The sequence below is a fragment of the Sphaerisporangium fuscum genome (genome assembly GCF_018531465.1).
Taxonomy (GTDB): domain Bacteria; phylum Actinomycetota; class Actinomycetes; order Streptosporangiales; family Streptosporangiaceae; genus Sphaerisporangium; species Sphaerisporangium fuscum.
Window position 1 is genome coordinate 355,945 of record NZ_JAHDTF010000004.1, and the last position, 23,379, is coordinate 379,323.

Sequence of the window (23,379 nt, forward strand, 5' to 3'; positions counted from 1 at the left end):
CTCATTCCGGGGCCGGCAGGTTCATCGACGCGAGTCTGGCCGGGTCGATCACGGTCGCGATGTCGGTGATGCGGCCGCCGGCGATGGTGAAGGCCATGAGCGAGAGCGGGGTGCCGTCCTCGTGCCACGACACGATCCCGGGGAGGCCGTTGACGAGCACCGCTCGGCCGCGTGTGGGTGCGCCGGCGCTCAAACGGCGTCGCGCTCCTGCGGCGACCTCGGTGGCGCCGAGGACGACGACCACACCGGCGGGGGTGTCGACGGTCAGCTTCACCCCGGGGTCGAGCACGCGCAGCAGACCCTCGAAGTCGCCGCGGCGCGCCGCCGACAGGAAGGCCTCGACCACCTCGCGCTGCTCCCGTCCGGCGGCCGTCGGGTGCTCGGCCGCCTGCACCTTCCTCCGGGCGCGGCTGGCGAGCATCTTGGCCGCATCGGCGGATTTGCCGAGGATGTGGCCGATCTCGTCGAACGGCACGGCGAACAGGTCGTGCAGCACGAACGCCAGCCGTTCGCCCGGCCGGAGCGATTCGAGGACGACGAGGAGCGCGAGCCCGACCGCGTCGGCGAGCGCGGCGTCGTCCTCTGGCGCCGGGCCGTCGTCGACCGTCACGACGAGTTCGGGCAGCCGGTCGTCGTAGGACGCCTCGGGGTGGGTCTGGCGTGATCGCAGGACGTCGAGGCTGATCCGGCCGACCACGGTGGTCAGCCAGCCGGCGAGGTTGTGGATGGCCGCGGTGTCCTGGCGGGAGAGCCGCAGCCAGGCCTCCTGGACCGCGTCCTCGGCGTCGGCGTGCGATCCGAGCATGCGGTAGGCGACCGCGCGCAGCCGGTCGCGCTGGGCCTCGAACGCCTCGGCCACCAGGTCGGTCGGGCTGGGTTGGGACATGTTGTTACCTTCCTCGGATCTGCTCCGTCATGGGGGATGACGGGCCCGGAGGGGCACAGGTAACCGATGAAGGAGCGAGACCCATGGAAGCACGCGTCAAGAGCCGGGCGAACGCCGACGTGACGACGGCGATCCAGCACCTCTACAAGGCGATTCACACCGGTGGCGTCGACCCGCTCGTGCTCGGGCTGATCCACCTGCGGGTCAGCCAGATCAACGGCTGCAGCCCGTGCGTCTTCGCCGGGGTCGCGGCGGCCAAGAAGCAGGGAGAGACCGATGAGCGGCTGCACAACGTGGCCGCGTGGCGCGAGACGCCCTTCTTCACCGAGGCGGAGCGGGCGGCGCTCGCGCTGGCCGAGGCCGCCACCCGGATCCAGGACGGCGCGCCGGGCGTGACCGACGAGATCTGGGACGCCGCCGCCGCCCACTTCGACGAGCGGCAACTGTCCGTGATCAACCTGGAGATCGCGCTGACCAACTTCTTCAACCGGATCAACCGTACGATCCGGGAGCAGGCCGGCAAGACCTGGTGAGCCGGGCGGGGCGTCATCCCCCCGGAGGCTGTGCCTTCCAAATGACGCCCCGCCGGCGAGACGTCCCGAGCGTGAACCCGTCCCGGAGCGGACCGCCCCGCTGCTCCCGTCTCAGACCAGCAGCAAGGTCTTGCCGAGGATCTCGCGGGACTCGATCGCGGCGTGGGCCTCGGCCGCCTGCTCCAGGGGGAACGTCCTGCCGATCACCGGCCGGATCCGGCCCGCCGCCGCCTCGGTCACGGCGCGCTCGGCGAGCCTCTTGTGGTCGGCGGGGGTGAGCTGGACGTGCTGGATCCCTCGCACCGAGATCCCGCGCCGTTCCGCCTCCTCCGGGTCGATGGGGGCGAAGCCGCCGCTGGAGGCGCCGTGCGCGGAGATCCGGCCACCTCGCGCGGTGATCTCGAACGCGGCCCGGCCGATCTCGCCGCCCGCACCCTCGAAGACGACCTGCGGACCCGTGCCGCCGGTCGCCTCGCGCACCCGCTCGGCCCAGCCGGGCTCGGTGTAGTCGACCGCGACCTCGGCGCCCAGTTCGCGGGCGAGCGCGAGCTTCCGCTCGCCCCGTGCCGCCGCCGCGACGTGGGCGCCCGCCGCCCGCGCCATCTGCACCAGCAGGACGCCCATGCCGCCGGCCGCGGCGGTGACCAGCACCCATTCGCCCGGCTTGACCTCGGCCGCGTCGAACACGGCGAGGCCCGTCACGGCGTCGTGCATGAGGGACGTCGCCTCGGGCACCCCCAGCCCGTCCGGCACCGGGATCAGCGCCTCCACCGGCACGAGAGCCTGCTCGGCGTAGCCGCCGGCAGCCCCGGTGTGGGCGACCACCGTACGACCGACCCAGGCCGCGTCCACGCCGTCGCCGACCGACAGGACCCGTCCGCCCACCGCCCCGCCGGGGACGTACGGCGGTTCGTGGCTGAAGTACTCGCGTCCCCAGCCCGCACGGATCTTCGTCTCCACGTTGAGGGTGTCGGCCGCGGCCACCCCGACGACCACCTCACCGGCCCCGGCTCGCAGGTCGGGCACCTCCTTCGTGACGAGCACCTCAGGCCCTCCGAACCGGGTCACTTCTGCCACTCGCATGTCGACCCCTCCTTTTCCGCACGCTGTCCGGCATGTCCGTGAAGCAGTCTGAAACCTCAAGTCCAGTTGAGGTCAATCCGGTCACCCGGCCGCGCGGCCGCGGGATCTCGTAGAGGGTGCCCGTGATCCGAAGGTGATCGTCCAAATCATGCATTTTGTTGCATCCGCAATATGAGGCGTGATGGTTCGTCCGCGATTACCGGGTTTCCGGGAAGCGATTAAGAAATGGGCGCGGCCAGGGCGAGGTGACGGATCCTGTAGTGCTCGCCGGATCCGGCGATTCGGCGGCTTTCCTGCGAGAACGGCGTAATAACGCTGATTCACGACAAGTAGTCACAAAAGGGCGTAACCAATTGGCGACAATCGGTGATAATTCCATCGGATTAACTGACCACCTTGCTTCTTGTCATAAAGATGAGTGCCCCTTGTGTTTCCATTTCGAGGGACGGATCATTTCGATCATCGGCTGGGTCGTCCGTCCAGCAGGACGGCCCGTTTCGCCTGATCGTGCACAGGAGGACCGCCCATGATCCGTCGGGTACTCGCCGCAACGGCCCTGGCCGCCGCTGCCTTCGTCGTCATCCCCGCCGGCACCGCCTCCGCCAGGGCGTGCCAGCTCGACTACCGGTGCGTCACCACGTACTACTCCGACTCCTCGCACACCAGCATCGTGGGCACCAAGTACGAAGACTGCGCCGGGAACGTCACCTGGTCGGGCAGCCGCAGCGGCTACCCGGAATTCGTCGAAACCCCCTGCTGACCGAACGTCCCCCGCAGGAAGGCCCGGAAGGCTCTCCTGTCCTGGTCGACCCCCCGAAAGGACCAGCCATGATCCGTCGTTTGGTAGGCGTCGCCGCACTGGCCGCCGCCGCGATCGTCGCCGTCCCTGCCGGAGCGCAGGCCGCTCCGGCGCTTCCCGCCTGCGGGCTGGGCTACACGTGTGCCACCTACTTCTGGGACAGCTCCGCCCACACAACGATCATCGGCGCCATCACCCAGGAGTGCGACGGCTCGAGCTACACCTGGGGTGAACGGAGCCGCTACGTCACCTTCTCCAGCACCCGCTGCTCATAACAGAGATCTTCCGGCAGGGCCGTACACCGGCGGCCCTGCCGGAGTCAGCCGCGCGGCGGGAGCTCGCCGGAGCCCCGGGGGATGAGACGGGTGGGGATCTGCACGCGTTCGGCCGGGCCGCTCTCGCCGGCCAGGCGGCGGAACAGCAGCTCAGCGGCCGTACGGCCGAGCCTCGCGGGGTCCTGCGCGATCACGGTGATCGCGGGGGTGAGGAGATCGGCCAGTTCGAAGTCGTCGAAGCCCACCAGGGCGATCTGGTCGCCCGCGAACCCGGGGGAGAGGGTGGCCAGGGCACGCAGGGTGGCGACCGTGGTGCGTCCGTTGCCGGTGAACAGCGCGGTGGGCGGGTCCTGCAGGGCCAGCAGTGCCTGGAGGTCGGCGTGGAGCCGGTCGTGCTCGGGCGGACCCATGGTGACCAGCGACTCGTCGTACGGCAGGTCGGCGTCCTCCAGCGCCTCGCGGTAGCCCTGCAGGCGCTCGCCGGCCGTGAAGATCGCGGCGCTGTCGCCCAGGTACCCGATGCGGCGGTGCCCGTGGGCGATGAGATGGGCGACCCCCGTGCGGGCGCCGCCGATGTTGTCGCACAGCACGGTGTCGACGTCGAGCCCCGGCCCGGTGGGGCGGTCGGCGAAGACCGCGCGGATGCCGGCGTTCAGCTCGGGTGTGAGGTACGCGTGGTCGGACCCGGCGGGCACGATGACCAGGCCGTCGACCCTGCGCGCGCAGAAGGCCAGGACCAGCTCGCGCTCGCGCTGAGGATCCTCACCGGAGGAACCGCTGAGGACGAGGCAGCCGTTGCGGAGGGCGATGTCCTCGACCGCCCGGCTCAGGCCGGAGTAGAAGGGGTCGGCGACGTCCTCGATCACCAGGCCGATGCTGGCCGTGCGACCCCGTCGTAGCACCCGGGCGCCGTCGTTGCGGCGGTAACCGAGGAGCTCGATCGCCTGCCGGACGCGTGCGGCGGTCGCGGCGTTCACGCCGGGCTCGTCGTTCACCACGCGGGACACCGTCTTCAGCGCGACCCCGGCCGTGGCGGCGACGTCGTTCATGGTCGGCCGCCCGCGTCTGGTCTCTGCTGCCACGGTGGAATCATCCCGCATTTCAGTGGGTGTGACAACGTTGTCACCCATCGTCCCCCAGCGGGCGGACCTCGCCCGGTTCGCCCGCCCTTGCCGGCTGTTCCTCCACCCTGGCGCGGCGTCCTCACGCCGGCCCCCGTCCAACGGTACGGCCTGCGGCGGAGCGACGCGTCACCGGTGCCCTCCTACTAAAGAGACGGCTCACGCCGCCGATCGAACGATGCCGTCCGGCCCCGGCCGGTGCAGTCTCACTGGCCATGACACCCACATCAGCCGCCAGGTGGCGGACAGCGGCCCCGGTGCCCGGCGACGTCTGGTTCCCCGGACGGCTCATCGGCGGCGCGGCCCTGGTCCTCGGGCCCGTCGTATGGGCGGTGGCGCTGTTCCTGCGGTACCTGGCCCCGCACTCGGGCATCTTCACCCCGGAGCAACTGGAGGAGTTCGGCAGGAGTTCGCGGCCCCGCAACAGCTGGCCGCCTACGTGGCGAACCCCGCACTGGTCACCGCCGCGTACGCCTGCTTCGCCGCCGCGGCCCTCCTGCTGTTCCCGGCCGTCGTCACGCTCGCGCGGGTCGTCGCGGCCCGCTCGCCCCGTCTCGCGTTCTGGGGAGGCACCCTGGTCGTCGTGAGCCTGTTCGCGCGCCTTTACTTCACAGGGGTCGAGCAGACGGCCTTCCAGCTGGTCGAGGCGCAGGGCCTGCGGCGGGCGACGGAGTTCGTGATGTCCACGTACGTCGACATCTCCTACGGGCCGTGGCGGGTCCCGGTGACGGCGTCGGCCTGTCAGTATCTCGGGATGCTGCTGCTCGGCATCGGAGCCTTCCGGTCGGGGACGTTCGGCTCTGGACGTCTCCTGCTCTTCCTCCTGGCGGGAACGCTGTGGGTGGGCGTGCTGAAGGAGAGCCCGCTGTCCGACGTCCCCTGCTATGTGAGCCTGTGCCTGGTGCTCGTGCCGCTCGGGGTCCGGGTGCTGCGCGATGCCGTACCCGAGCTGCGCACCGAGTCGCCGGCCGCCGCCGAGCGCGGGCCGCTGCGGCTGCTCAGCTGGTGAGGGCCCGCGGTGTCCAGGCTGATCTGTGAGGGTGGCAGGGGTGCGTGACCGGGTGGCGCGCTGGGCGTTACCCGCCGCCGCCTTCTGCGCCGCGTTCCTGCCGGACGCCGGCTCACCCTTCCTGCCGGCGCTCGCCTCGGTCCCCTGGTACGTCCAGGGTGCCGTGGTGGGCCTCCTGGCCGCGGGGGCGGCGCGCACGGCCCCGGGACGGCGGTGGCCGCTCTTCGTGGTCGCGGCGGCCGACGCCGTCGTGCGGGCTCCGTGGTTCCTGCTCTCCGTGGCCTCCTACGTCGCGGCGACCACCTACCGGCGGCCCCTTCACCTGGCGGTCTTCACGCTGGTCACGAGTCTTCTCGCGATCGTGCCCCAGCCCGGTGTGGGAGTCGATTCCTCGCTCGGGGGCGCGCCGCTGACTACCGGCATGATCCGCGTTCTCATCGTCGACGACGAGGCCCTGGTACGGACGGGGCTGCGCATGATCCTGGAGGCGGCCGGCGACATCGAGGTGGTCGCGGAGGCGGAGAACGGCGCGGAGGCCGTCACCGCCGTCGCCGCGTACTGGCCGCACGTGGTGCTGATGGACGTGCAGATGCCACGGATGGACGGCGTGGCGGCGCTCAGGGAGATCAACCGGTCGCCGGACCCGCCCAAGGTGGTCATGTTGACCACATTCGACCTCGACGAGTACGTCTACGGCGCCCTTCGCGCGAAGGCCGCGGGATTCCTGCTGAAGGACACCGCGCCCCGCGATCTGATCGCCGCCGTCCGGGCGGTGGCGGACGGGAGCGCCATCCTGGCGCCGGCGGTGACCAGGCGCCTGATCGACGCGTTCGCCGGAGCCGTCGACGACGGCGCGGACGCCCAGGTCGCCCGTCGACGCCTGGCCGTCCTGACCGGGCGCGAGCGGGACGTCGTGGAGGCCGTGGCCCGGGGGCTGTCCAACGCCGAGATCGCCCGTGAACTCGACCTGACGGAGACCACCGTCAAGGCCCACGTGAGCCGCTCACTCGCCAAACTCGGGCTGGCCAACCGGGTTCAGATCGCCCTGCTGGTACGGGACGCCGGTCAGGGCGGTGCGCTCGCCGCGCCGGCCCCGTATCCCGGCACCGGTTCCGCCGTTCACCGTCCCGCCGGCGCGGCGCCGATACATTGACCGGTTTGTCGTGCCCGCGTAGCTTGGCAGTCAGTGTGTTCTTCTGTAGAACGAAAGTTCACCATGCGAACGGCGCAGGTAGGCTTGTCGAGGATGGTTCGCCCGGCGCCGTATGAGGGAGCTCGTCGTGGATTTTCTCGATCCCAAGATCTGGTCCGGGTCGGTCTTCGGGGGCAGGGGCTGGGTGACGTCCCAGGCCGGTGACGCGCCCGTGGTCGAGCCCGCGACCGGTGCCGAGATCGGCAGGGCCGGGGTCGCCGGGCCCGCCGACGTCGCCGCCGCCGTGGCCGAGGCCGTCAAGGCGCAGCGCGAGTGGGCGGCCGCGTCCTTCGAGGACCGGGCGGGGGTGCTGCGCAGAGCCGGACGGCTGTTCGAGGACCACGCCGCCGACATCCAGAAGTGGCTCATCCGCGAGTCGGGGTCCATCCCCGGCAAGGCCGGATTCGAGACCCACGTCGCGGCCCAGGAGTGCTACGAGGCCGCGGCGCTGGCCTCCCAGCCGCCCGGCGAGATCCTGCCGACCGCCAAGAGCCGCCTCAGCCTGGCTCGCCGCGTGCCGGTCGGGGTGGTGGGCGTCATCTCGCCGTTCAACGCGCCGCTGATCCTCGCGATCAGGTCGGTCGCCCCGGCCCTCGCCCTCGGCAACGCCGTGGTGTTCAAGCCCGACCCTCGTACCGCCGTCTGCGGCGGCGTCGCGATCGCCCGGGTCTTCGAGGAGGCTGGCCTGCCCGCCGGGCTCCTCCACATGCTGCCCGGCGGCCCCGGCACCGGCCAGGCCCTGGTCACCGACCCCAGGGTCCGCGTGATCTCCTTCACCGGCTCCACGGCCGCCGGCCGCAAGGTCGGGGAACTCGCCGCCCGTCATCTCAAGCGGGCCCACCTGGAGCTCGGCGGCAACTCCGCGCTGGTCGTCCTCGACGACGCCGACCTCGACCTCGCCGTCTCCGCCGGCGCCTGGGGGGCGTACTTCCACCAGGGGCAGATCTGCATGACCACCGGACGGCACCTGGTGCACTCCTCGATCAAGGACGAGTACGTCGAGCGGCTCGCCGCCAAGGCGGACGCCATGCCGGTCGGCGACCCGGCGACCCAGGAGGTCGCGCTCGGCCCGCTCATCGACGCCGGCCAGCGGGACAAGGTCCACGGGCTCGTCACCGCGAGCGTCGACGGCGGCGCCCGGCTGGCCGCCGGCGGCACCTACGAGGGCCTGTTCTACCGCCCGACGGTGCTCACCGACGTGACGACCGCCACGCCCGCGTACGCCGAGGAGGTCTTCGGCCCGGTCGCGCCGGTCATGCCGTTCTCGTCGCTGGAGGAGGCGGCGGCACTGGCGGCCGACAGCGAGTACGGCCTGTCGCTCGGCATCCTCACCCGGGACGCCATGAAGGGCCTCGCCCTCGCCGATCTCGTGCCCACCGGTATCGTGCACATCAACGATCAGACCGTGGACGACGAGGCGGTCGCCCCGTTCGGTGGCCTGGGTGCCTCCGGCACGGGGTCCAGGTTCGGCGGCACGCGGGCCAACATCGAGGCGTTCACCGAGACGCAGTGGGTGACCATGCAGGGCGACATCGCCCGGTACCCCTTCTGACCCGCCTGGAAAGGAAGGCATGACGGACTCAGCCGCGGCACCGGAGCCCGACGAGAAGGCCCGGCCGGGGATCCTGTCGTCCCGTGGCCGGGCCGGGGTCCTGCTGGTCGCGGGGTTCGTGCTCGCCTCCCTCAACCTGCGGCCCGCCCTCGCGGGGGTGTCGCCGCTGCTGAACGAGATCATGAGCGATCTCGGGCTGGCCCCGGCGGCGGGCGGGGCGATCACCACGGTCATGGTGGTCTGCCTCGGCCTGCTCGCCCCCGTGGCCCCCGCGCTGGCGACTCGCCTCGGTCTCGACCGCACGCTGCTGGTCGGGCTGATCGTCCTGGCGGCGGGGGTCGTCCTGCGCAGCTCGGGCGACGTGCTCGCCCTCTACGCCGGGGCGGCGGTCGCCGGCACGGCCATCGCGATCATGAACGTCGTCATGCCGGGCGTGGTGAAGCAGCACTTCCCCGACCGGGTCGGCCTTTTCACGGCCGTGTACACCTCCGGGCTGGTGGCCGGCGCGGCGTCGGCGTCGGCGCTGATGGTGCCGATCGAGGAGAGGTACGGCTGGCGGACGGCGGCCGGGTCGGCCGCCGTGCTCGCGGTCGCGGCGGCCCTGCTGTGGGCGCGGCAGGCCTTCACCGGCCGGGGCCGGGCGGGGAACGGCGGCGCGCCCCGGCCGTACGCCGCGCTGTTGCGCAGGCCCGTGACCTGGTACGTCATGGCCTTCATGGGTCTGCAGTCGCTCACCTTCTACATCATGCTGGCCTGGCTGCCGACGATCTTCCGCGACGCGGGGCTCCCGGCCGACGACGCCGGCTACCTGCTCGCCCTGACCAACCTCTCGCAGATCGCCGCGACGCTGACCGTGCCCGTGCACGCGGGCCGTACCCGCTCGCAGGTGCCGCACGTGGTCGCGGCGGTGCTGCTCACCGTGGCGGGGTACCTCGGCGTGCTGCTCGCCCCGGCCACGCTGCCCTGGCTGTGGATGATCGTGCTGGGGCTCGGCCAGGGGGCGTCCATCGCGCTGGCGCTCCTGATCATCGCCCTGCGGGCCCCGGACCCGGCCTCGGTGACCGCGCTGTCGGCGGTGGCCCAGTCGTCCGGCTACCTGCTCGCCGCCCTCGGTCCGTTCCTCATCGGCCTGCTCCACCAGCTCTCCGGTGGCTGGACGCTGCCCTTGGCCGCCGGACTGGCGACCTGCGGGCTGCAGCTCGCCGCCGGGGTGCTCGCCGGCAGGCCGGCGGCCGGCGGCCCCGCTTAGGGCGATCTTCCCAGGGACGTAGGGTTCCGCGTGTCGGGTGGATGGAGGCCCTCCCACCAGGCCTAACATCGAGCGTGATCATCATTCCGTGGCTCGTGGCCGGTGTCGTGTCCCTCATGTCCGGCGGCGCGGTCCCCGTCTCCCACCCACGGACGGAGGTTCGTCCGGTCCCCGCGGCGGCGCTGCGCGCGGAGCAGGGCCCGGCGCTTCGTACCTGGGCGGGAACGGGAGGGGCGCACGGCCGCGAGCCCGGAACGGATCCCATCGTGATCGGGCACCGGGGCGCCTGCGCGTACCGTCCCGAGCACACCCTGCTCTCCTACGAGAAGGCGATCGAGATGGGGGCGAACTACATCGAGCCGGACCTGGTGTCCACCAAGGACCATGTGCTCGTCGCCCGGCACGAGAACGAGATCTCGCGCACCACCGATGTCGCCCGACACAAGGAGTTCGCCTCGCGCCGCACCACCAAGGTGATCGACGGGAAGACGGTGACCGGCTGGTTCACCGAGGACTTCACCCTCGCGGAGCTGCTCACCCTGCGGGCGGTGGAACGGCGGCCCCGGCTGCGTCCCGAGAGCTCGGCGTACGACCGTCTCGCGCCGATCGCGACGTTCGACGAGGTGGTGGCCCTCGCCAAGCGGTCAGGGGTGGGCGTCTACGCCGAGACCAAGCATTCGAGCTACTTCGCCTCCATCGGGCTTCCCCTGGAGGAGCCCATGCTGGCCACCCTGGACAAGTACGGCTGGCGCGAGAAGACCGACCCGGTCTACATCCAGTCGTTCGAGACGGCCAACCTGCGGGCGCTGCGCGCCAGGACGCACATTCGGCTGGTGCAGCTGCTGGAGGCGAAAGGCGCGCCGCGCGACCTCGCCGCCGCGGGCGACCGGCGCACCTACCGCGACCTGGCGACACCCGAGGGCCTGCGCGAGATCGCGACGTACGCCGACGGGATCGGCGTGCCGACCCGCCTGGTCCTGCCCCAGGACAAGCACGGCACGCTGCGCGAACCCACCTCGCTCGTCGAGGACGCCCACGACGCCGGCCTGACCGTCCACGTGTGGACCGTGCGCCCGGAGAACGTCAACCTTCCGGCCGACTTCCGGGTGGGGGACCCGCGGGAGCCGGGGTACGAGCGGGCGCACGGCGATGTGGAGGGCTGGCTGCGGAGGCTGTACGGGCTGGACGTCGACGGCGTGTTCGCCGATGACCCCGGTGTCGCCGCCCGCGTCCGCGACGCGGTCGCCGGGAGCGACGCCGAGCCCGGCGACACGGCCGGCACGGGCGACGAGGCCGGCGAGGCCGAGGAGACGGACGCGGAGGCGGACGGCGAGACGCACGAGGTGGTGACCGGCGGGACGACCGAGGGCGACGACGAGTGACCGTCAGACCAGCGCTTCGGTGTCCATCGGGCGGAGTTCGTCGGCGTAGCTGACCGAGGTGCGCCGCATGACGCCGTCGTCGCTGATGGTGTACTGCCCGAGACGCCACAGCGGGGGAGAGTAGGCGTGGATCGACACGCTCTGCTCGGAGTACCCGTTGATGCGGTGGATGTGCTCGGGGCCGAACGACAGCGCCTCGCCCTCCGACACCAGCGTCTCCAGGTGGGCGCCGCCGATGCGGGGGTTGGACTCCTTCAGCGTGCCCGCCACGACCCGCACCGCGCCGGAGGACACGTCGTGGTCGTGGAAGCCGGTGTCGTCCTCCGGGCGCCAGCAGATCACCCAGATGTCGACGAACGAGTCGCGATACAGCGAGGCGTAGTGGCGCGCCTCGCCGCTGTCGCCGAAGGTGACGTGGTGGGACCACAGGTCCGGCCGTCCCGCGAGATCTTCGACGAGTTGGCGCAGTTCACGCTTGTCGAGGAATCGGTCGGGCAATGATTCCCAGCTCATCTGGGCACGGCTCCTTCCATGTCGAGCAGACGCAGGGGATTGGTGTGGGAGATCTGCTGCTCGGCGGCCTCGCCGAGCAGGGTGCGCGCGGGTGTGGCGTAGGGGGCGTCCGAGCCGAGGACGACGACCTCGACCCCGACCGCGCGGGTGATCGCGTCGATGGCCTGGTGGCCGTACGACGAGGTCTCCAGGAAGGCGTCGGGGTCGACGACGCCGCGGTTCTCCCCGCCGCGGGCGATGTAGCGCTCGGTGTGCAGCGGGGCGAGGCCGGCCAGGGCGGTGAAACAGACGCGCAGGCGCGGGTGGCGGGGACGGCCGAAGGCCCGGAAGGCGTACCAGGCGGCGTGCATCTGCTGGACGTACGGGACGACGGCGGCCCACCAGCCGGGGGTCTCCGCGGCGGGGGCCGGGCCGGGGTGCACGAACAGGGGGAGTCCGCGCTCTTCCAGCAGGTCGAGCAGGGGGGCGACGCGAGCGAGATCGGCGGAGCCGAGCAGGGCGGTGGCGGGTAGCTGGAGCCCGGCGAAGCCGGCGTCGAGCACCTTGGCGGTGCGCTCGGGGTCGATGTCGGACACGCAGGTGGACGCCCACGCCCGGAACGAGCCGGGCAGCCGCAGCGCGCCGTCGTGGTAGGCGTCGAGCAGCGGCCAGGCCTCGGCGGGCGGCAGGTGCTCCACGCCGAGCGGGCTGGACAGCGACACCAGGGCGAGGTCGATGCCGTGGTGGCGGTTGAACGCGACGCGGTGGCCGAGGTCGTGGTCGGCGGGGTTCACCTGGTAGGGCGCCTCGCCGTCGAGGTGCAGGGTCCAGCCGTCGAGGAACGGCGGGATGTGGCGCGCGCGTAGTGCGGCGACGAATCCGGACGTCCAGATGTGCTGGTGAACGTCGATCCGCAAAGGTCACCTCCTTCTCGCCACGCATACTACCCCATAATTCCTATCGAGTTTGTCGGCAATGCCTGGGGACATGCGGTGAAGCGTTTCAGTGATACGTTTCAGTGAAACGCTTCACCTGCTTCGCCGTCAAGAGCGGTTCGCGATCGCCTCCCCGCCCCGGTCGCTGATTGCGCATAAGCTGGCCTGGTGTCGCGTTCTCACCCACGCAAGCGGGCGACGATCCGAGAGGTGGCGCAGGCGACAGGGCTGTCTCCGGCGGCCGTCTCATACGCGCTGCGCGGCATGCAGGTCTCGGAGGAGACCATCGAGCGTGTACGCCAGGCCGCCGCCGAGCTCGGATACGAGGCCGACCCGATCGCGCGCGCCCTCGCCAGCGGGCGTACCGGGATGATCGGGCTGCTGTGCGGCTCCCTCGAAGATCTATGGCAGCAGTCGCTCGCGGTCGGCATCGGCCGCGCCCTGCGCGACAAGGACCGCTACGCGCTGATCCTCGACGCGGCGGGCGACCCCGCGCGAGAGAGCACGCTCGCCCGGCAGCTGCGCGACCAGCGTGTGGACGGCCTGATCGTGCAGCCCGTCGACCCCGCCGCGCCGTTCTGGCCCCAGCTCGCCGAGACGTTGCCGCTGGTCGCCATCGGCGACGCCCTGGTCGACGCGCAGACCGCCGGCGAGGTCGTCTTCGACAACCGCAGGGGGGTCACGCTCGCCCTGGAGTACCTCCTGCGCAGGGGACACCGCCACGTCGCCGTCCTGACGCCCACGCGGCCGAGCACGCCCGACCGTCCCGCCGACGTCCACGTCACCGCCGAGGCCGAGCGCCTCGGGCTCGACATCGACGTCGTGACCGCCCCGCACGGCCTGGCCGCCACCACCGAGACGGCGCGCGAGATGCTCGCCACGGGGGTGCGGCCGAGCGCGGTGTTCTGCTTCTCCGACTCCATCGCCTACGGCGTGTACGCCGCGGCGGCCGAGCTCGGGCTGAGCGTGCCCGGCGAGATCTCGATCATGGGCTACGACGACCACCCGATGTCGGGCCTGCTCACTCCCGGCCTGACCACCGTGAACTGGGATCTGGACGGCATCGTGCGGGCCGCCGTCCGCCTGGTGGTCGCGGCGGCCGACGGCCAGAACCGCAGGCGCCGCATCATCCAGGCCCCGGAACTACGCGAGCGGGGCTCGGTCGCCTGACCGTTGCCCCGCCCGTCGAGTCGTCCCCCCTGATGAAGTGCTCAGTCCTCGTTCAGGCCGAGGAGCATGTCGAGGATCCAGGTGATCACGCCGACGAGGATCGCGCCGAGGAAGGCGGCCCAGAAGCCGCTCACGTGGAACGGCAGGTCGAGCTTCTCGGCGATCCAGCTCGTCAGCAGCAGGAGCAGGGCGTTCACGACCAGGGCGAACAGCCCCAGGGTGAGAACGTAGAACGCGCAGCCGAACGTCTTGATGATGGGCTTCAGGACGGCGTTCACCACGCCGAAGATGAAGGCCACCGCGATGAGGGTGCCGGCGGTCCGCACCGAGGTGCCCCCGGACACGGTGATCCCGGGAATGAGTTTCGTGGCGGCCCAGAGGGCGCCGGCCACGATAAGGATCTTGATAATGATCTTCACGTTCCCGATGGTGGCATGGGTCGTCCTTGAACGGTAGGGCCGCAGGACCTGAACGGCCCCTGCCGGACAGGCGACGCCGCGACGGACGGCAGCCGGTGAGTGATCGCCGAGGCGGGCGGTGTTCGCTGGAGGGTGACGCGTTCGCCGAGTGAAAGGGCAGGTCATGCGCGGCTTCGACGACGCCTTCGCCTACCGCGGCTCACGCTGCGCGGGTTCCTCGTGGGCGATCACGCGGACCGCGCGTCCGACATGGTCCGCGAGATGGGGGCCTGGCTCCGCGAGCGCAAGATCACCATGGAGGAGACCGTGGGAGAGGGCCTGGAGAACGCGCCGGAGGCCTTCCTCGCCATGATGCGCGGGGAGACCGTCGGCAAGATGATCGTCCACCTGGCCTGAGCGGCATATCTGGCTGATCGCCGGGAAAGGGGTGAAAGGAGGTGTTACTTAATGGACCAGGATGAGCTGCAGTCGCTCTCGCCCAAGGAGCTCCACGACAGGGCGGTGCGTTACGCCGTGGCGCACGGCGACTTCGGCTTCCTGTGGGAACTGCTGAAGGTGATCCCGGCGGCGGAGGCCGCCAGCGGCCACGCCGACGAGGCCGCCAACGACCTCAGCCGGGTGTCGGCGTTGCTCAGCGACGCGATGGCCTCGGGTGTGGGCGAGCTGGGCGAGGCGCTGCGCCCCGTCTACGTCGCCTACCTGTCCGAGCACCCGGACGCGTGAGCCGCCGCCCACGGCTCTAGGCTCCTGGACATGGCATCGGTACATGTGGAGCGGACGGACGGCGGCTTCGTCGCGCGCAACTCGCGCGGAGCGGAGGTCGCCATGGGAAGCGGCGACGAGGAGGGCGTCTTCACGCCGGTCGAGCTGCTGCTCGCCGCGGTGGGCGGCTGCAACATCGTGACCGTCGAGCCCCTCACCGCCCAGCGCGGTCATCGACTCGTACGGCTGGCGATGACGGTGGAGGCGGAGAAGGTCGAGCCGACGCTGCTCGGCCCGGTGACGATCACCTACGACGTCGAACTGCCCGAGGGCGACGAGCAGGCGGACGAGGTCTTCCGGGCGGTCGCGCACCGCGTGCACGAGCGGCACTGCACGGTGAGCCGTTCGCTGCAGAAGGGCACCGAGGTGAAGGTGGAACTGCCCGAATAGCCCTCGTGCGGCGGGGGCGCGGTGTCAGGGGTGTCCGGCGTGGACCTCCCGCGCCGGACATGATCCTTCTCGTGGGTTAGACCGAATCTATACCTTGCGATGACGAGCATCTCAGGCCCCAGTATGTAGTGTTAAGGCAGGTCAAGAGGGATGGACCTGCGCTCCGCGAGAGCGCCGCACAGCTTTCAGAAAAGGACGCGGTGGGGGAACGCGTCCAGAGCGGGACCGCCCGGTGCGTTTGGGGGAAGGCATCGGCGCTGGACCGTGATAGATCGGGGCCGGGCAGGCGGGGGACTGCCCGGCCCCGACTCTTGCCCGGACTCTTTTCCGCTCGCCGGCCTTCCTCTCTCCTCGCCGCCTCTCGCGCCACGTGTCCGCCTCCCCCTGACCGCGGGTGGAGACGTCAGGCAGGGGCAAAGCTCGATCTTCCCCGCCGTCGCCTTCCACCGGCCGGGCCCCGACGGCGCTCTTCACCGCCGCCTGAATGCGGCTGCTCCTCGTCCCGGCGCCCCTTCTTCGGGCCCTGACAGAGGGCGTCAGGCAGGAAAGCCGACCTTCTTCCGGAAATTGATCAATACCGGCATCTTGCCATTTCTCTCCCTCTCGTCACACGCGCCACAGGAGTGCTCTGAGCAGCGCATACGCTGAGGCCAGAACTCAAGCGAAACATCCGGAATAGTCCCGGTTTGGGCGCTAGAGGTAGATCTTCTAATGCTTTCGCATGGTTTAGTTGGCTTTGTCCTGACTCTGTGGGTAAGGTCTTAGGCACCAGGCGGGTGGTGACCTGGTCTTCAGCCGGAAGGCCGCCACCCGAACGTCGAATCCGAAGGGCTTCACCAGCCCAGAAGAACCGGGGACCCAGGTCCTTGGGGTGAATCCGCGTCAGCGGTAGGGCGGCTCCAAAGCCCGAACCCGTCAGCTAACCCGGTAGACGAGTTTGGAGAGGAGACCCGAGTGGAGCACCCCACTCCGCGTACAGCTCTTGCCGGGCGAACCTAGACCCGGATCTACGCCGTCAGAAGCGGCGGACAGCCGGCTGCTCGCGGCAGCCGTCCAGTAGGCGGACTCCCGCCCACTGCACGTGGTGGCAGGCGCCACCGCTGACCGACCCAAGCGCGAATGCGCCCAGCACGACGTCTTTTCGTCGTACCCAGCTCTGAGAGCGCTTTCCATCCCCCCGTGCCTTCGGCCACGCGGGTCCCCTTGTCTTCTGATGAAAGATCCTTCATGCCTCTTTTTTCGAACACCCCCAAGAGTCGACTGTTGTCGGGCATCGCCGGTGCCGCGCTCGTCGGGAGCACGGCCCTCATGGGGACCGCTGTCTCGGCCCACGCGGACAACCAGCCGGCCACGGCCGCGTCCGCACAGGTGACCGAGCGGGTCCTTCTCAAGGGTTCGACCAAGGCCTCGTACTTCTGGGACGACGCCTCCGGGCGTCAGGGTGACACCGGCCTGCCGGCCATCGGCAAGCCCATGCAGAAGGGCCTGTTCGCCAGCCCGAGCTGGCCCCTCGGCACCGAGGGTTACGTCTTCTACAACGGGAAGAAGGCCCCCTTCTTCATCGGCGACCGCGGCCCGGGCATCCCGTCCAGCAGCGGCGTCATGCTCGACATCGACGGCAAGACGTTCGCGGAGCTGACGGGCGGTTCGTTCAGCGACTCCAGCTTGACCGTCTCCGGCTTCGACGCCGGCCACATCAAGGTCGACTACGTCATCACCAAGTGGGGCAGCGGCCCGGGCAAGAAGAACTACCCGGTCCCGTTCTCGGCCGGCGCCTGGAGCGCCTACGACCACAACCCCGCCACGCCGCCCGCGGCCTCGTCGGGCAGCTGACGCGAAGCTGCGACGGCGAAGGACCGCTCTGGCCGGAGGTCCTTCGCGGCCACAGGCGCCGCTCGCCCGGACGTCCCCCTTCCGGGCGAGCGGCGTGCCGCGTTTCGGGGTGGACGGCCTTCCGCGCCACGTCTTCTCGGCCGATGTGCGGAGCTTCGCCGGGACTGCTAAAGTCACCGTAGTCAACGCGCCGCTAGCTCAGTTGGTTAGAGCAGCTGACTCTTAATCAGCGGGTCCGGGGTTCGAGTCCCTGGCGGCGCACCAGACGAAAAGGGCATCCTCGCTCGCGAGGGTGCCCTTCGTCATGTCCGGCCCCTTTCACTGCCCGGCCCACACGCTTGTCGCGGTTTAAACCTGATACGCATGTGACTATCGCCACAAAGTGGGGCAAAACGGAATCGTGGTGCTCGGCTGCCGTGTTCGTCCTTCGGTAAATCGCCTATGGAAGGACGAACGTGGCAGTGCCTACGGCCCTGCGCTCTCTGCGCCATCGCAACTACCGGCTGTGGGCCGTCGCGGACTTCGTCTCCGTCACCGGCACGTGGGCCCAGGTCCTCGGCGTGAACTGGTTGATCCTCTCGATCACCGGGTCGGCCACGAGCGTGGGCGTCAGCCTCGTCCTGCAGGCGCTGCCGACGCTGTTCCTGGGCCTGTGGGGCGGATCCCTGGCCGACCGGCTCCCCTCGAGGCCCGTCGTGCTCACCGCCCAGGTCGCCCAGGCGGTCCTCGCCGCGGTCCTCGCTGTGATCACGATGGGCGGCGAGCCCGGATCGGTGATCCCGATCTACACGATCATGGCCGTCTCCGGCGTGGTCAACGCGGTCACCGGGCCCGCGCTCGGCCGGTTCGGCGCGGAGGTCGTGCCGCCGGAGGACCTCCCCAACGCCATGGCGCTCGGATCGGTCATCAGCTCCGGCGCCCGCATCCTCGGCATGAGCCTCGCCGGCGCACTCCTGCCGCTGACCGGCACGGCGGGCCTGTTCGTCGTCAACGCCCTGAGCTTCCTGGCGGTGATCGTCGCGGTCCTCGGCATGCGCCGGCGTGAGCTGCACGTCCTCGCCTACGCCGAGTCGCCCAGGGAGCTCGGCGTGCGCGAGGGCGTGCGTTACGTCTTCCGCACCCCCTGGCTTCTCGTGCTGCTCGCGCTCGCCTTCGTGCTGGGCAGCCTGGGACGCAACTACCAGGTGACCATGGCCGCGATGAGCGCGGGACCGCTGCACGCGGGCGCGCCCGGCTACGGCCTGCTGTCCACGGTCTTCGCGATCGGCACCGTGATCGGCGGGGCCGTGGCGGCGTACCGGGAGCGGCTCACCGTGCCCCTGCTGCTCGGTGCCGCGATGCTGGCGAGCGTCGCCCAGACCGTCAGCGGCCTGATGCCCGGCCTCGGCTCCTTCGCCGCCCTGATGCTGCCGATCGCCGCGAGCGCCGTCCTGCTCGACACCATCGTCGCCGCCAGGGCCCAGCTCGACAGCCCCGACCACATGCGCGGCCGGGTCATCGCGGTGCTCGGCGTGGTCTCCGCGGCCTCGGGCGCGCTGGGCGGCCCGCTGCTCGGCCACCTGAGCGACACCTTCGGGCCGCGCGCCGCCCTCCTGATCGGCGGCCTCGCCACGGTGACGGGGACGCTGCTGGCCGCCGCCGCGTTCGCCCGCATCTTCGGCCTGCCGCGGACGGCCGCCGTACGCCGGCCCGCGGAGATCGTCGTCCCGGAGCCGGCCTATCAGCAGGCGTCGTGATCTGAGCGCGCAGGCGGCCGCTGTCAGCCGATGCGGATCGGGAGCGTGCGCGGCCCGCGGACCTGGCCGGTGGCCCAGGTGACGGCTTTGGGGTCCGCGAGACCGAACGCGGGGATCCGTTCCAGCCAGACCTCCAGGGCGACCCGCAGTTCCATGCGCGCCAGGTGCGAGCCCACGCAGCGGTGGATGCCGAGACCGAACGCGACGTGCCGGTTGACCTCGCGATCGATGACGACCTCGCCCGCCCGGTCGAACTGCGCCGGGTCCCGGTTGGCGGCGGGGAACGACAGCAGGACCCAGTCGTCGGCCTTCATGTCGACGCCGTTCCAGCGCATGTCCTCCTTCACCAGCCGCGCCATCGTGACGGGGGCGTAGACCCGCAGGAACTCCTCCATCGCGGTGGGCAGCAGCGCGGGCTCGGCGACCAGGCGCACGCGGTCGGCGGGGGCCTTCGCCAGGTGCCACAGCGACGCGCCGATCGCGCTCCAGGTGGTGTCGATGCCGGCGATGAGCAGCAGGGCCATCGTGCCCGCCACGTGGGACGGATCGAGCTTGCGGCCGTACAGCTCGGCGTTGATGAGGTAGGTCGTCAGGTCGTCGCGCGGGTCGTCGACGTGGTCGCGGATCTGCGCCAGCAGGTAGTCGAACAGCTTGTCCATCCGCTGGAGACGCTCCTCCGGCGGGAGGTTGACGCCTTCGAGGGTGTTCTCGATGAACTCGCGGAACCGTGGCCCGTCCTCCGGCGGGAAGCCGAGCATGTCGGCGATCACCCGCACCGGGATGTGCCGGGCGTAGTCACGGGAGGCGTCCACAGTGCCCCGCCCCTCGAACGCGTCGATGAGCGAGTGGCATAACGCCCTGGTCGCCTGCTCCCGCCTGGCGACGGCGCTCTTGGTGAACGCCGGGAGCAGCAGCTTGCGCGCGTCGTGGTGGAACGGCGGGTCGGAGGAGATCGGTGGCGTGGCGCCCACGGGGGCCAGTTCGCGCGGCGGCCGGAAGTTGCTCATCACGACCGAGCGAGAGGAGAAGCGCTCGGTGTCGTAGGCGATCGCCGCGACGTCCTCGTAGCGGGTGGGCAGCCACCCGCCGCCGAACCGGTCGGTGTGCGCGATCGGGCAGCGCCGCCGCAGGTCGTCCTGGATCGGATAGGGGTCGGCGGCCCACTCGGGCTCCAGGTGGGAGAAGTCGGTGGCCCAATCCGCGACCGGACCCGTGACGATCTCGTTGCGGATGCCGAGGGGCACCTCTCCTCGTGACTCCCGGAAGTCCTGCGTGAAGCGGTCGTCCACCGTCATCTCACGCCTCCTGGACGATCTCGATCGCTCGTTCCGGACAGTTGGACGCCGCCAGGCGCGCCGCGTGCCCCTTGCCCGGCGGTACGACACCGTCGCCCACGACCTGCCCGTAGCCCTCGTCGTCCTCGCTGAACAGCTCGGGGGCGAGGTCGTAGCAGCGGCCGTGTCCCTGGCAGCGCTCCGGATCGATTCGAGTCTTCACTTCCCGTACTCCGGTCTCTTCGCGGCGATGCGCCCGTTCGCGTCTCCCGGTCTCCCATCCTGACGGATGGGGGCCGGGGAGGGGAGCCCCCGAAGATTCCGTGCAAATCCGGGAAACAGGGAACGCCGGCCGGGCGTGACGAGTTGCGGAGGATAGAACTTGATTCGGGAGGGCGGGCGGATGGCCGGAAGTCGGATGCTGGGGCGGGTGCTGGCAGGCGGGGCCGCGGTCGCGGCGGCGTGGATGCTGCGGGACGTGCCGGAGGAGCTGGGCGCGCGGCCGCTCAGGACGGGGGAGGGGCGGGCCGCTCGCATCAGGCGGTCGGCCCAGTTCAGGGACGGGGCCTTCTACAACCCGATGGCCGTCCGGACGGTGGCCCCGTCCGGGCCGCCGCCGAACCTCGTCCGAGAGCTGCTCACCGGACGCGACGTGCGGCGGCCCGCGGGTCCCGTACCGCTGGTGACGCCGCCGCAGGTGGACCTCGCGCCGGACGGGCTGCAGGTCGTCTGGCTCGGCCACGCCTCGACGCTGGTCGAGATCGAGGGGCGGCGCGTGCTGTTCGACCCGGTCTGGAGCAGGCGCGTCTCGCCCTCGCGGCTGGTCGGGCCGAAGCGGCTGCACCCGGTGCCGGTGGAGCTGGACCGCCTGCCCCCGATCGACGCGATCGCCATCTCGCACGACCACTACGACCATCTCGACCTCGCCACCGTGCGCGCCCTCACGGGCTTCCAGCAGGCGCCGTTCATCGTGCCGCTGGGCATCGGCGCGCACCTCGCCAAGTGGGGCGTGCCGGCCGAGCGCGTCATCGAGCTCGACTGGGAGGAGGAGGCGCGGGTCGCCGGGCTGCGGTTCGTCGCGACGGCGGCGCGGCACTTCTCGGGGCGGGCCTTCTCCCGCAACGACACACTGTGGGGCTCGTGGGTGGTCGCGGGGGAGCGACGCCGGGTCTTCTACGCGGGGGATTCCGGCTACTTCGACGGGTATGCGCGCATCGGCGCCGACCACGGGCCGTTCGACCTGACGCTCATGCCGATCGGCGCCTACAGCCCCGCCTGGCCCGACATCCACATGGACCCGGAGGAGGCCGTCAACGCCCACATCGACCTCGGCGGCGAGCTGATGCTGCCCGTCCACTGGGCGACGTTCACGCTGGCGCTGCACCCGTGGGCCGAGCCGGTCGACCGGCTGTGGGCAGAGGCCAAGGCGCGTGACGTACGCGTCGTGGTGCCGCGGCCCGGGGAGCGGGTCGACGTGGACGCCCCGCCCTCGCTCGACGGCTGGTGGGAGATGCTGACCTGAGAGTGACGTCTCTCAGATGTGCTCCATGACCAGGACGCCGGTGGTGCCGGGTTCCAGTGCCCTGAAGATGTGCGGCACGTCGCCCGGATAGGTGAGGTAGTCGCCCGGGCCGAGCTCCACCGGCTCCTCCTGGGGGCCCGCCAGGGCCCGCCCGGTGCCCAGGACCAGGTGTTCGACGCTGCCGGGCATGTGGGCGTCCGACTCGCGCGGGGTGCCGGGTTCGAAGTCCAGCCGGTAGATGTCGCGGCGGGCGTGCGGCGGGCAGGTCGACAGCAGGGTCGCGACGTAGTGGGCGCGCTCGGAGGCGATGGCCGTCCCCTCGCCGGCGCGGACCACCTGGACGGACGTGCGCGGCGGATCGACCAGCCGGCTGAACGTCACGCCGAGCGCCACCCCGATGGCCCACAGCGTCTCCACGCTGGGGTTGCCGGTCGCGGCCTCCAGCTGGGACAGCGTGGACTTGGCGATGCCCGCGCGCTTGGCGAGCTCCGAGAGGGAGAGCCCGGCACGGTTGCGCTCGCGTGTGATCGACGCGGCGATGCGTTCCAGCGGCAATCTGGGGGGTGCATCCGTCATGACGTTCGCTCCAGACGTCCATTCGTTCGGATTGACGAACAGTGCGGCTATTGTTCATTCTAGTGGACATGCGTTCGCTCCTCCGAACACTTGATCCTCCTCTCCTCCGCGACATCGGGCTGGTCTGCCTCGCCTCCGCCGTGGTGGGCGCGTCCTTCGGGGCCATCGCGGTGGCGGGGGGACTGCCGCTGTGGGTGCCGGTGGTCATGTCCCTGGTGGTGTTCGCCGGCGGTGCCCAGTTCAGCGCGGTGGGCATCGTGCTCGCCGGAGGCGGGCCGGTCGCGGCCGTCCTGGCCGGGCTCGTGCTCAACGCGCGTCACCTTCCGTTCGGTTTCGCGGTCGCCGACGTGCTCGGCCGCGGCCGCCGCTGGTCCGCGCTGGTGGGCAGCCACGTGATGACCGACGAGGCGGTGGCCTTCACGCTGGCCCAGCGCGACCCCGCGCGCCGGCGGGCCGTCTTCTGGGCCTGCGGCCTCGGGTTGTTCGTGTTGTGGAACCTCGGCGTCCTGGCCGGGGGCCTCGCGGGCGGCGTCCTCGGGGACACCGACACCTACGGGCTGGACGCCGCGTTCCCGGCGGCGCTGCTCGCCCTCGTGCTGCCCACGCTGAAGGACGCCGCGACACGGCGCGCCGCCCTGCTCGGCGCGGCGCTGGCCGTCGCGGCCACACCGCTGCTGCCCCCGGGCCTGCCGGTGCTCCTCGCCCTGGCCGGCCTGGTCGTGCTCGGCCGTCCCAAGGACCCCGGCGCCGCCGCGGAGGACGAGCGCGGACGCCGTGAAGAGGGCGAGCCGTCGGTGGGGAGGGCGGTATGACGATCATCGCGATCCTGGCGCTGGCGGCGGGCACCTACGCCTTCCGCGTGGCGGGGCCCCTGCTCGCGGGCAGGGTGTCGCTGCCGGTCCGCGCGCAGCGGCTGCTCTCGGCGGCGGCCGCGGTCCTGCTCCTGGCGCTCGTCGTGACGTCCGCGCTCACCCAGGGACAGGGCTTCGGCGGCGTGGCGAGGCCGGTGGGGGTGCTGGTGGGCGGCCTCCTCGCCTGGCGGCGCGCGCCGTTCCCGCTGGTGGTGATCGCGGCCGCGGCGACCGCGGCCCTGCTCCGCCTGGCCGGCCTGCCCTGACGCTTTCGCCTCGGGGGCAGTGGAATGTCGGCGGTCCGTGATACGGATGAGGAGGGCCGAAGGAGGAGAACG

The 23,379-nt window shown here is 71.3% G+C and carries 25 protein-coding genes, 1 tRNA gene, 1 pseudogene and 1 riboswitch; of the genes and pseudogenes, 18 read left to right on the forward strand and 9 right to left on the reverse strand.

What is annotated here, in order from left to right; translation table 11 throughout:
* Nucleotide 1: 1 nt before the first annotated feature.
* On the reverse strand, nucleotides 2-886 hold the full coding sequence (locus KIK05_RS06645) for a sigma-70 family RNA polymerase sigma factor (protein ID WP_214409656.1): 885 nt from the start codon (nucleotides 884-886) through the stop codon (nucleotides 2-4).
* Between the two features lie 83 nt (nucleotides 887-969).
* Here KIK05_RS06645 and KIK05_RS06650 point away from each other — a divergent pair, with 83 nt between their 5' ends.
* Nucleotides 970-1,419, forward strand: a complete 450-nt coding sequence (locus KIK05_RS06650; protein WP_214409657.1) for a carboxymuconolactone decarboxylase family protein — start codon at nucleotides 970-972, stop codon at nucleotides 1,417-1,419.
* A gap of 111 nt (nucleotides 1,420-1,530) precedes the next feature.
* Here the strand turns inward: KIK05_RS06650 and KIK05_RS06655 are convergent, their stop codons facing one another.
* Nucleotides 1,531-2,502, reverse strand: a complete 972-nt coding sequence (locus KIK05_RS06655) for a zinc-binding dehydrogenase (RefSeq protein ID WP_214409658.1) — start codon at nucleotides 2,500-2,502, stop codon at nucleotides 1,531-1,533.
* 526 nt (nucleotides 2,503-3,028) lie between these two features.
* Between KIK05_RS06655 and KIK05_RS06660 the strand changes: the two genes are divergently transcribed.
* Nucleotides 3,029-3,262 (forward strand): DUF6289 family protein, encoded by a 234-nt coding sequence (locus tag KIK05_RS06660; protein ID WP_214409659.1) that lies wholly within the window; start codon nucleotides 3,029-3,031, stop codon nucleotides 3,260-3,262.
* A 68-nt stretch (nucleotides 3,263-3,330) separates the two neighbouring features.
* A complete protein-coding gene (locus KIK05_RS06665; RefSeq protein WP_214409660.1) occupies nucleotides 3,331-3,576 on the forward strand; it encodes a DUF6289 family protein in 246 nt (81 codons plus the stop codon).
* Between the two features lie 44 nt (nucleotides 3,577-3,620).
* Here the strand turns inward: KIK05_RS06665 and KIK05_RS06670 are convergent, their stop codons facing one another.
* Nucleotides 3,621-4,658, reverse strand: a complete 1,038-nt coding sequence (locus KIK05_RS06670) for a LacI family DNA-binding transcriptional regulator (protein WP_372455568.1) — start codon at nucleotides 4,656-4,658, stop codon at nucleotides 3,621-3,623.
* Between the two features lie 478 nt (nucleotides 4,659-5,136).
* Between KIK05_RS06670 and KIK05_RS06675 the strand changes: the two genes are divergently transcribed.
* The 5 genes and pseudogenes from KIK05_RS06675 (at nucleotide 5,137) to KIK05_RS06695 (ending at nucleotide 11,081) form a co-directional block, all read left to right on the forward strand.
* Nucleotides 5,137-5,706, forward strand: coding sequence for a hypothetical protein (locus KIK05_RS06675; protein ID WP_214409661.1), 570 nt, complete (start codon nucleotides 5,137-5,139; stop codon nucleotides 5,704-5,706).
* 421 nt (nucleotides 5,707-6,127) lie between these two features.
* Nucleotides 6,128-6,772 (forward strand): annotated as a pseudogene (locus KIK05_RS06680) (response regulator); the annotation flags it as partial.
* 214 nt (nucleotides 6,773-6,986) lie between these two features.
* Complete coding sequence (locus tag KIK05_RS06685) at nucleotides 6,987-8,450, forward strand: benzaldehyde dehydrogenase (protein WP_372455569.1); 1,464 nt, start codon at nucleotides 6,987-6,989, stop codon at nucleotides 8,448-8,450.
* Nucleotides 8,451-8,469: 19 nt separating this feature from the next.
* Complete coding sequence (locus tag KIK05_RS06690; RefSeq protein ID WP_250562315.1) at nucleotides 8,470-9,699, forward strand: CynX/NimT family MFS transporter; 1,230 nt, start codon at nucleotides 8,470-8,472, stop codon at nucleotides 9,697-9,699.
* A 74-nt stretch (nucleotides 9,700-9,773) separates the two neighbouring features.
* Nucleotides 9,774-11,081 (forward strand): glycerophosphodiester phosphodiesterase, encoded by a 1,308-nt coding sequence (locus KIK05_RS06695; protein WP_308249782.1) that lies wholly within the window; start codon nucleotides 9,774-9,776, stop codon nucleotides 11,079-11,081.
* Nucleotides 11,082-11,084: 3 nt separating this feature from the next.
* Here the strand turns inward: KIK05_RS06695 and KIK05_RS06700 are convergent, their stop codons facing one another.
* Entirely contained in the window at nucleotides 11,085-11,594 is a 510-nt protein-coding gene (locus KIK05_RS06700; protein WP_214409663.1) for a cysteine dioxygenase, read from the reverse strand.
* Nucleotides 11,591-12,490 (reverse strand): amidohydrolase family protein, encoded by a 900-nt coding sequence (locus KIK05_RS06705; protein WP_214409664.1) that lies wholly within the window; start codon nucleotides 12,488-12,490, stop codon nucleotides 11,591-11,593. Before KIK05_RS06705 ends, KIK05_RS06700 begins: the two co-directional genes overlap by 4 nt.
* A 228-nt stretch (nucleotides 12,491-12,718) precedes the next feature.
* Between KIK05_RS06705 and KIK05_RS06710 the strand changes: the two genes are divergently transcribed.
* Nucleotides 12,719-13,678, forward strand: coding sequence for a LacI family DNA-binding transcriptional regulator (locus KIK05_RS06710; RefSeq protein ID WP_214409665.1), 960 nt, complete (start codon nucleotides 12,719-12,721; stop codon nucleotides 13,676-13,678).
* Nucleotides 13,679-13,719: 41 nt separating this feature from the next.
* Here KIK05_RS06710 and KIK05_RS06715 read toward each other — a convergent pair whose 3' ends face one another.
* Nucleotides 13,720-14,097 carry a phage holin family protein gene (locus tag KIK05_RS06715; protein WP_214409666.1) on the reverse strand — a complete coding sequence of 126 codons (378 nt, stop codon included), beginning with the start codon at nucleotides 14,095-14,097 and terminating at the stop codon, nucleotides 13,720-13,722.
* A 132-nt stretch (nucleotides 14,098-14,229) separates the two neighbouring features.
* On the opposite strand from KIK05_RS06715, the gene KIK05_RS06720 reads away from it, so the two are divergent.
* From KIK05_RS06720 to KIK05_RS06745, 6 genes are all read left to right on the forward strand, one after another.
* Nucleotides 14,230-14,493 carry a hypothetical protein gene (locus KIK05_RS06720; protein WP_504740185.1) on the forward strand — a complete coding sequence of 88 codons (264 nt, stop codon included), beginning with the start codon at nucleotides 14,230-14,232 and terminating at the stop codon, nucleotides 14,491-14,493.
* A 51-nt stretch (nucleotides 14,494-14,544) separates the two neighbouring features.
* Entirely contained in the window at nucleotides 14,545-14,820 is a 276-nt protein-coding gene (locus KIK05_RS06725) for a hypothetical protein (protein WP_214409668.1), read from the forward strand.
* A 30-nt stretch (nucleotides 14,821-14,850) separates the two neighbouring features.
* A complete protein-coding gene (locus tag KIK05_RS06730) occupies nucleotides 14,851-15,249 on the forward strand; it encodes an OsmC family protein (protein WP_214409669.1) in 399 nt (132 codons plus the stop codon).
* Between the two features lie 807 nt (nucleotides 15,250-16,056).
* A riboswitch (cyclic di-AMP (ydaO/yuaA leader) is annotated at nucleotides 16,057-16,199 on the forward strand.
* A 277-nt stretch (nucleotides 16,200-16,476) separates the two neighbouring features.
* Nucleotides 16,477-17,082, forward strand: a complete 606-nt coding sequence (locus KIK05_RS06735) for a hypothetical protein (protein ID WP_214409670.1) — start codon at nucleotides 16,477-16,479, stop codon at nucleotides 17,080-17,082.
* Nucleotides 17,083-17,269: 187 nt separating this feature from the next.
* Nucleotides 17,270-17,346 (forward strand) — tRNA-Lys (locus KIK05_RS06740).
* Between the two features lie 191 nt (nucleotides 17,347-17,537).
* Nucleotides 17,538-18,818, forward strand: coding sequence for an MFS transporter (locus tag KIK05_RS06745; RefSeq protein ID WP_214409671.1), 1,281 nt, complete (start codon nucleotides 17,538-17,540; stop codon nucleotides 18,816-18,818).
* A 23-nt stretch (nucleotides 18,819-18,841) separates the two neighbouring features.
* On the opposite strand, the gene KIK05_RS06750 is transcribed toward KIK05_RS06745, so the two are convergent.
* Nucleotides 18,842-20,113: a cytochrome P450 gene (locus tag KIK05_RS06750; RefSeq protein ID WP_214409672.1), complete on the reverse strand. Its 1,272-nt coding sequence runs from the start codon at nucleotides 20,111-20,113 to the stop codon at nucleotides 18,842-18,844.
* Nucleotide 20,114: 1 nt separating this feature from the next.
* Entirely contained in the window at nucleotides 20,115-20,315 is a 201-nt protein-coding gene (locus tag KIK05_RS48755) for a ferredoxin (RefSeq protein WP_214409673.1), read from the reverse strand.
* 180 nt (nucleotides 20,316-20,495) lie between these two features.
* Here KIK05_RS48755 and KIK05_RS06760 point away from each other — a divergent pair, with 180 nt between their 5' ends.
* Nucleotides 20,496-21,614, forward strand: a complete 1,119-nt coding sequence (locus KIK05_RS06760; RefSeq protein WP_214409674.1) for an MBL fold metallo-hydrolase — start codon at nucleotides 20,496-20,498, stop codon at nucleotides 21,612-21,614.
* A 12-nt stretch (nucleotides 21,615-21,626) separates the two neighbouring features.
* Here the strand turns inward: KIK05_RS06760 and KIK05_RS06765 are convergent, their stop codons facing one another.
* Nucleotides 21,627-22,190, reverse strand: a complete 564-nt coding sequence (locus KIK05_RS06765) for a helix-turn-helix domain-containing protein (RefSeq protein WP_214409675.1) — start codon at nucleotides 22,188-22,190, stop codon at nucleotides 21,627-21,629.
* A 68-nt stretch (nucleotides 22,191-22,258) separates the two neighbouring features.
* Between KIK05_RS06765 and KIK05_RS06770 the strand changes: the two genes are divergently transcribed.
* Together KIK05_RS06770 and KIK05_RS06775 are read left to right on the forward strand one after the other, a co-directional pair.
* Nucleotides 22,259-23,002, forward strand: a complete 744-nt coding sequence (locus KIK05_RS06770; RefSeq protein ID WP_214409676.1) for an AzlC family ABC transporter permease — start codon at nucleotides 22,259-22,261, stop codon at nucleotides 23,000-23,002.
* Entirely contained in the window at nucleotides 22,999-23,307 is a 309-nt protein-coding gene (locus KIK05_RS06775) for an AzlD domain-containing protein (RefSeq protein ID WP_214409677.1), read from the forward strand. The genes KIK05_RS06770 and KIK05_RS06775 overlap by 4 nt, the downstream gene beginning before the upstream one ends.
* Nucleotides 23,308-23,379: the final 72 nt, after the last annotated feature.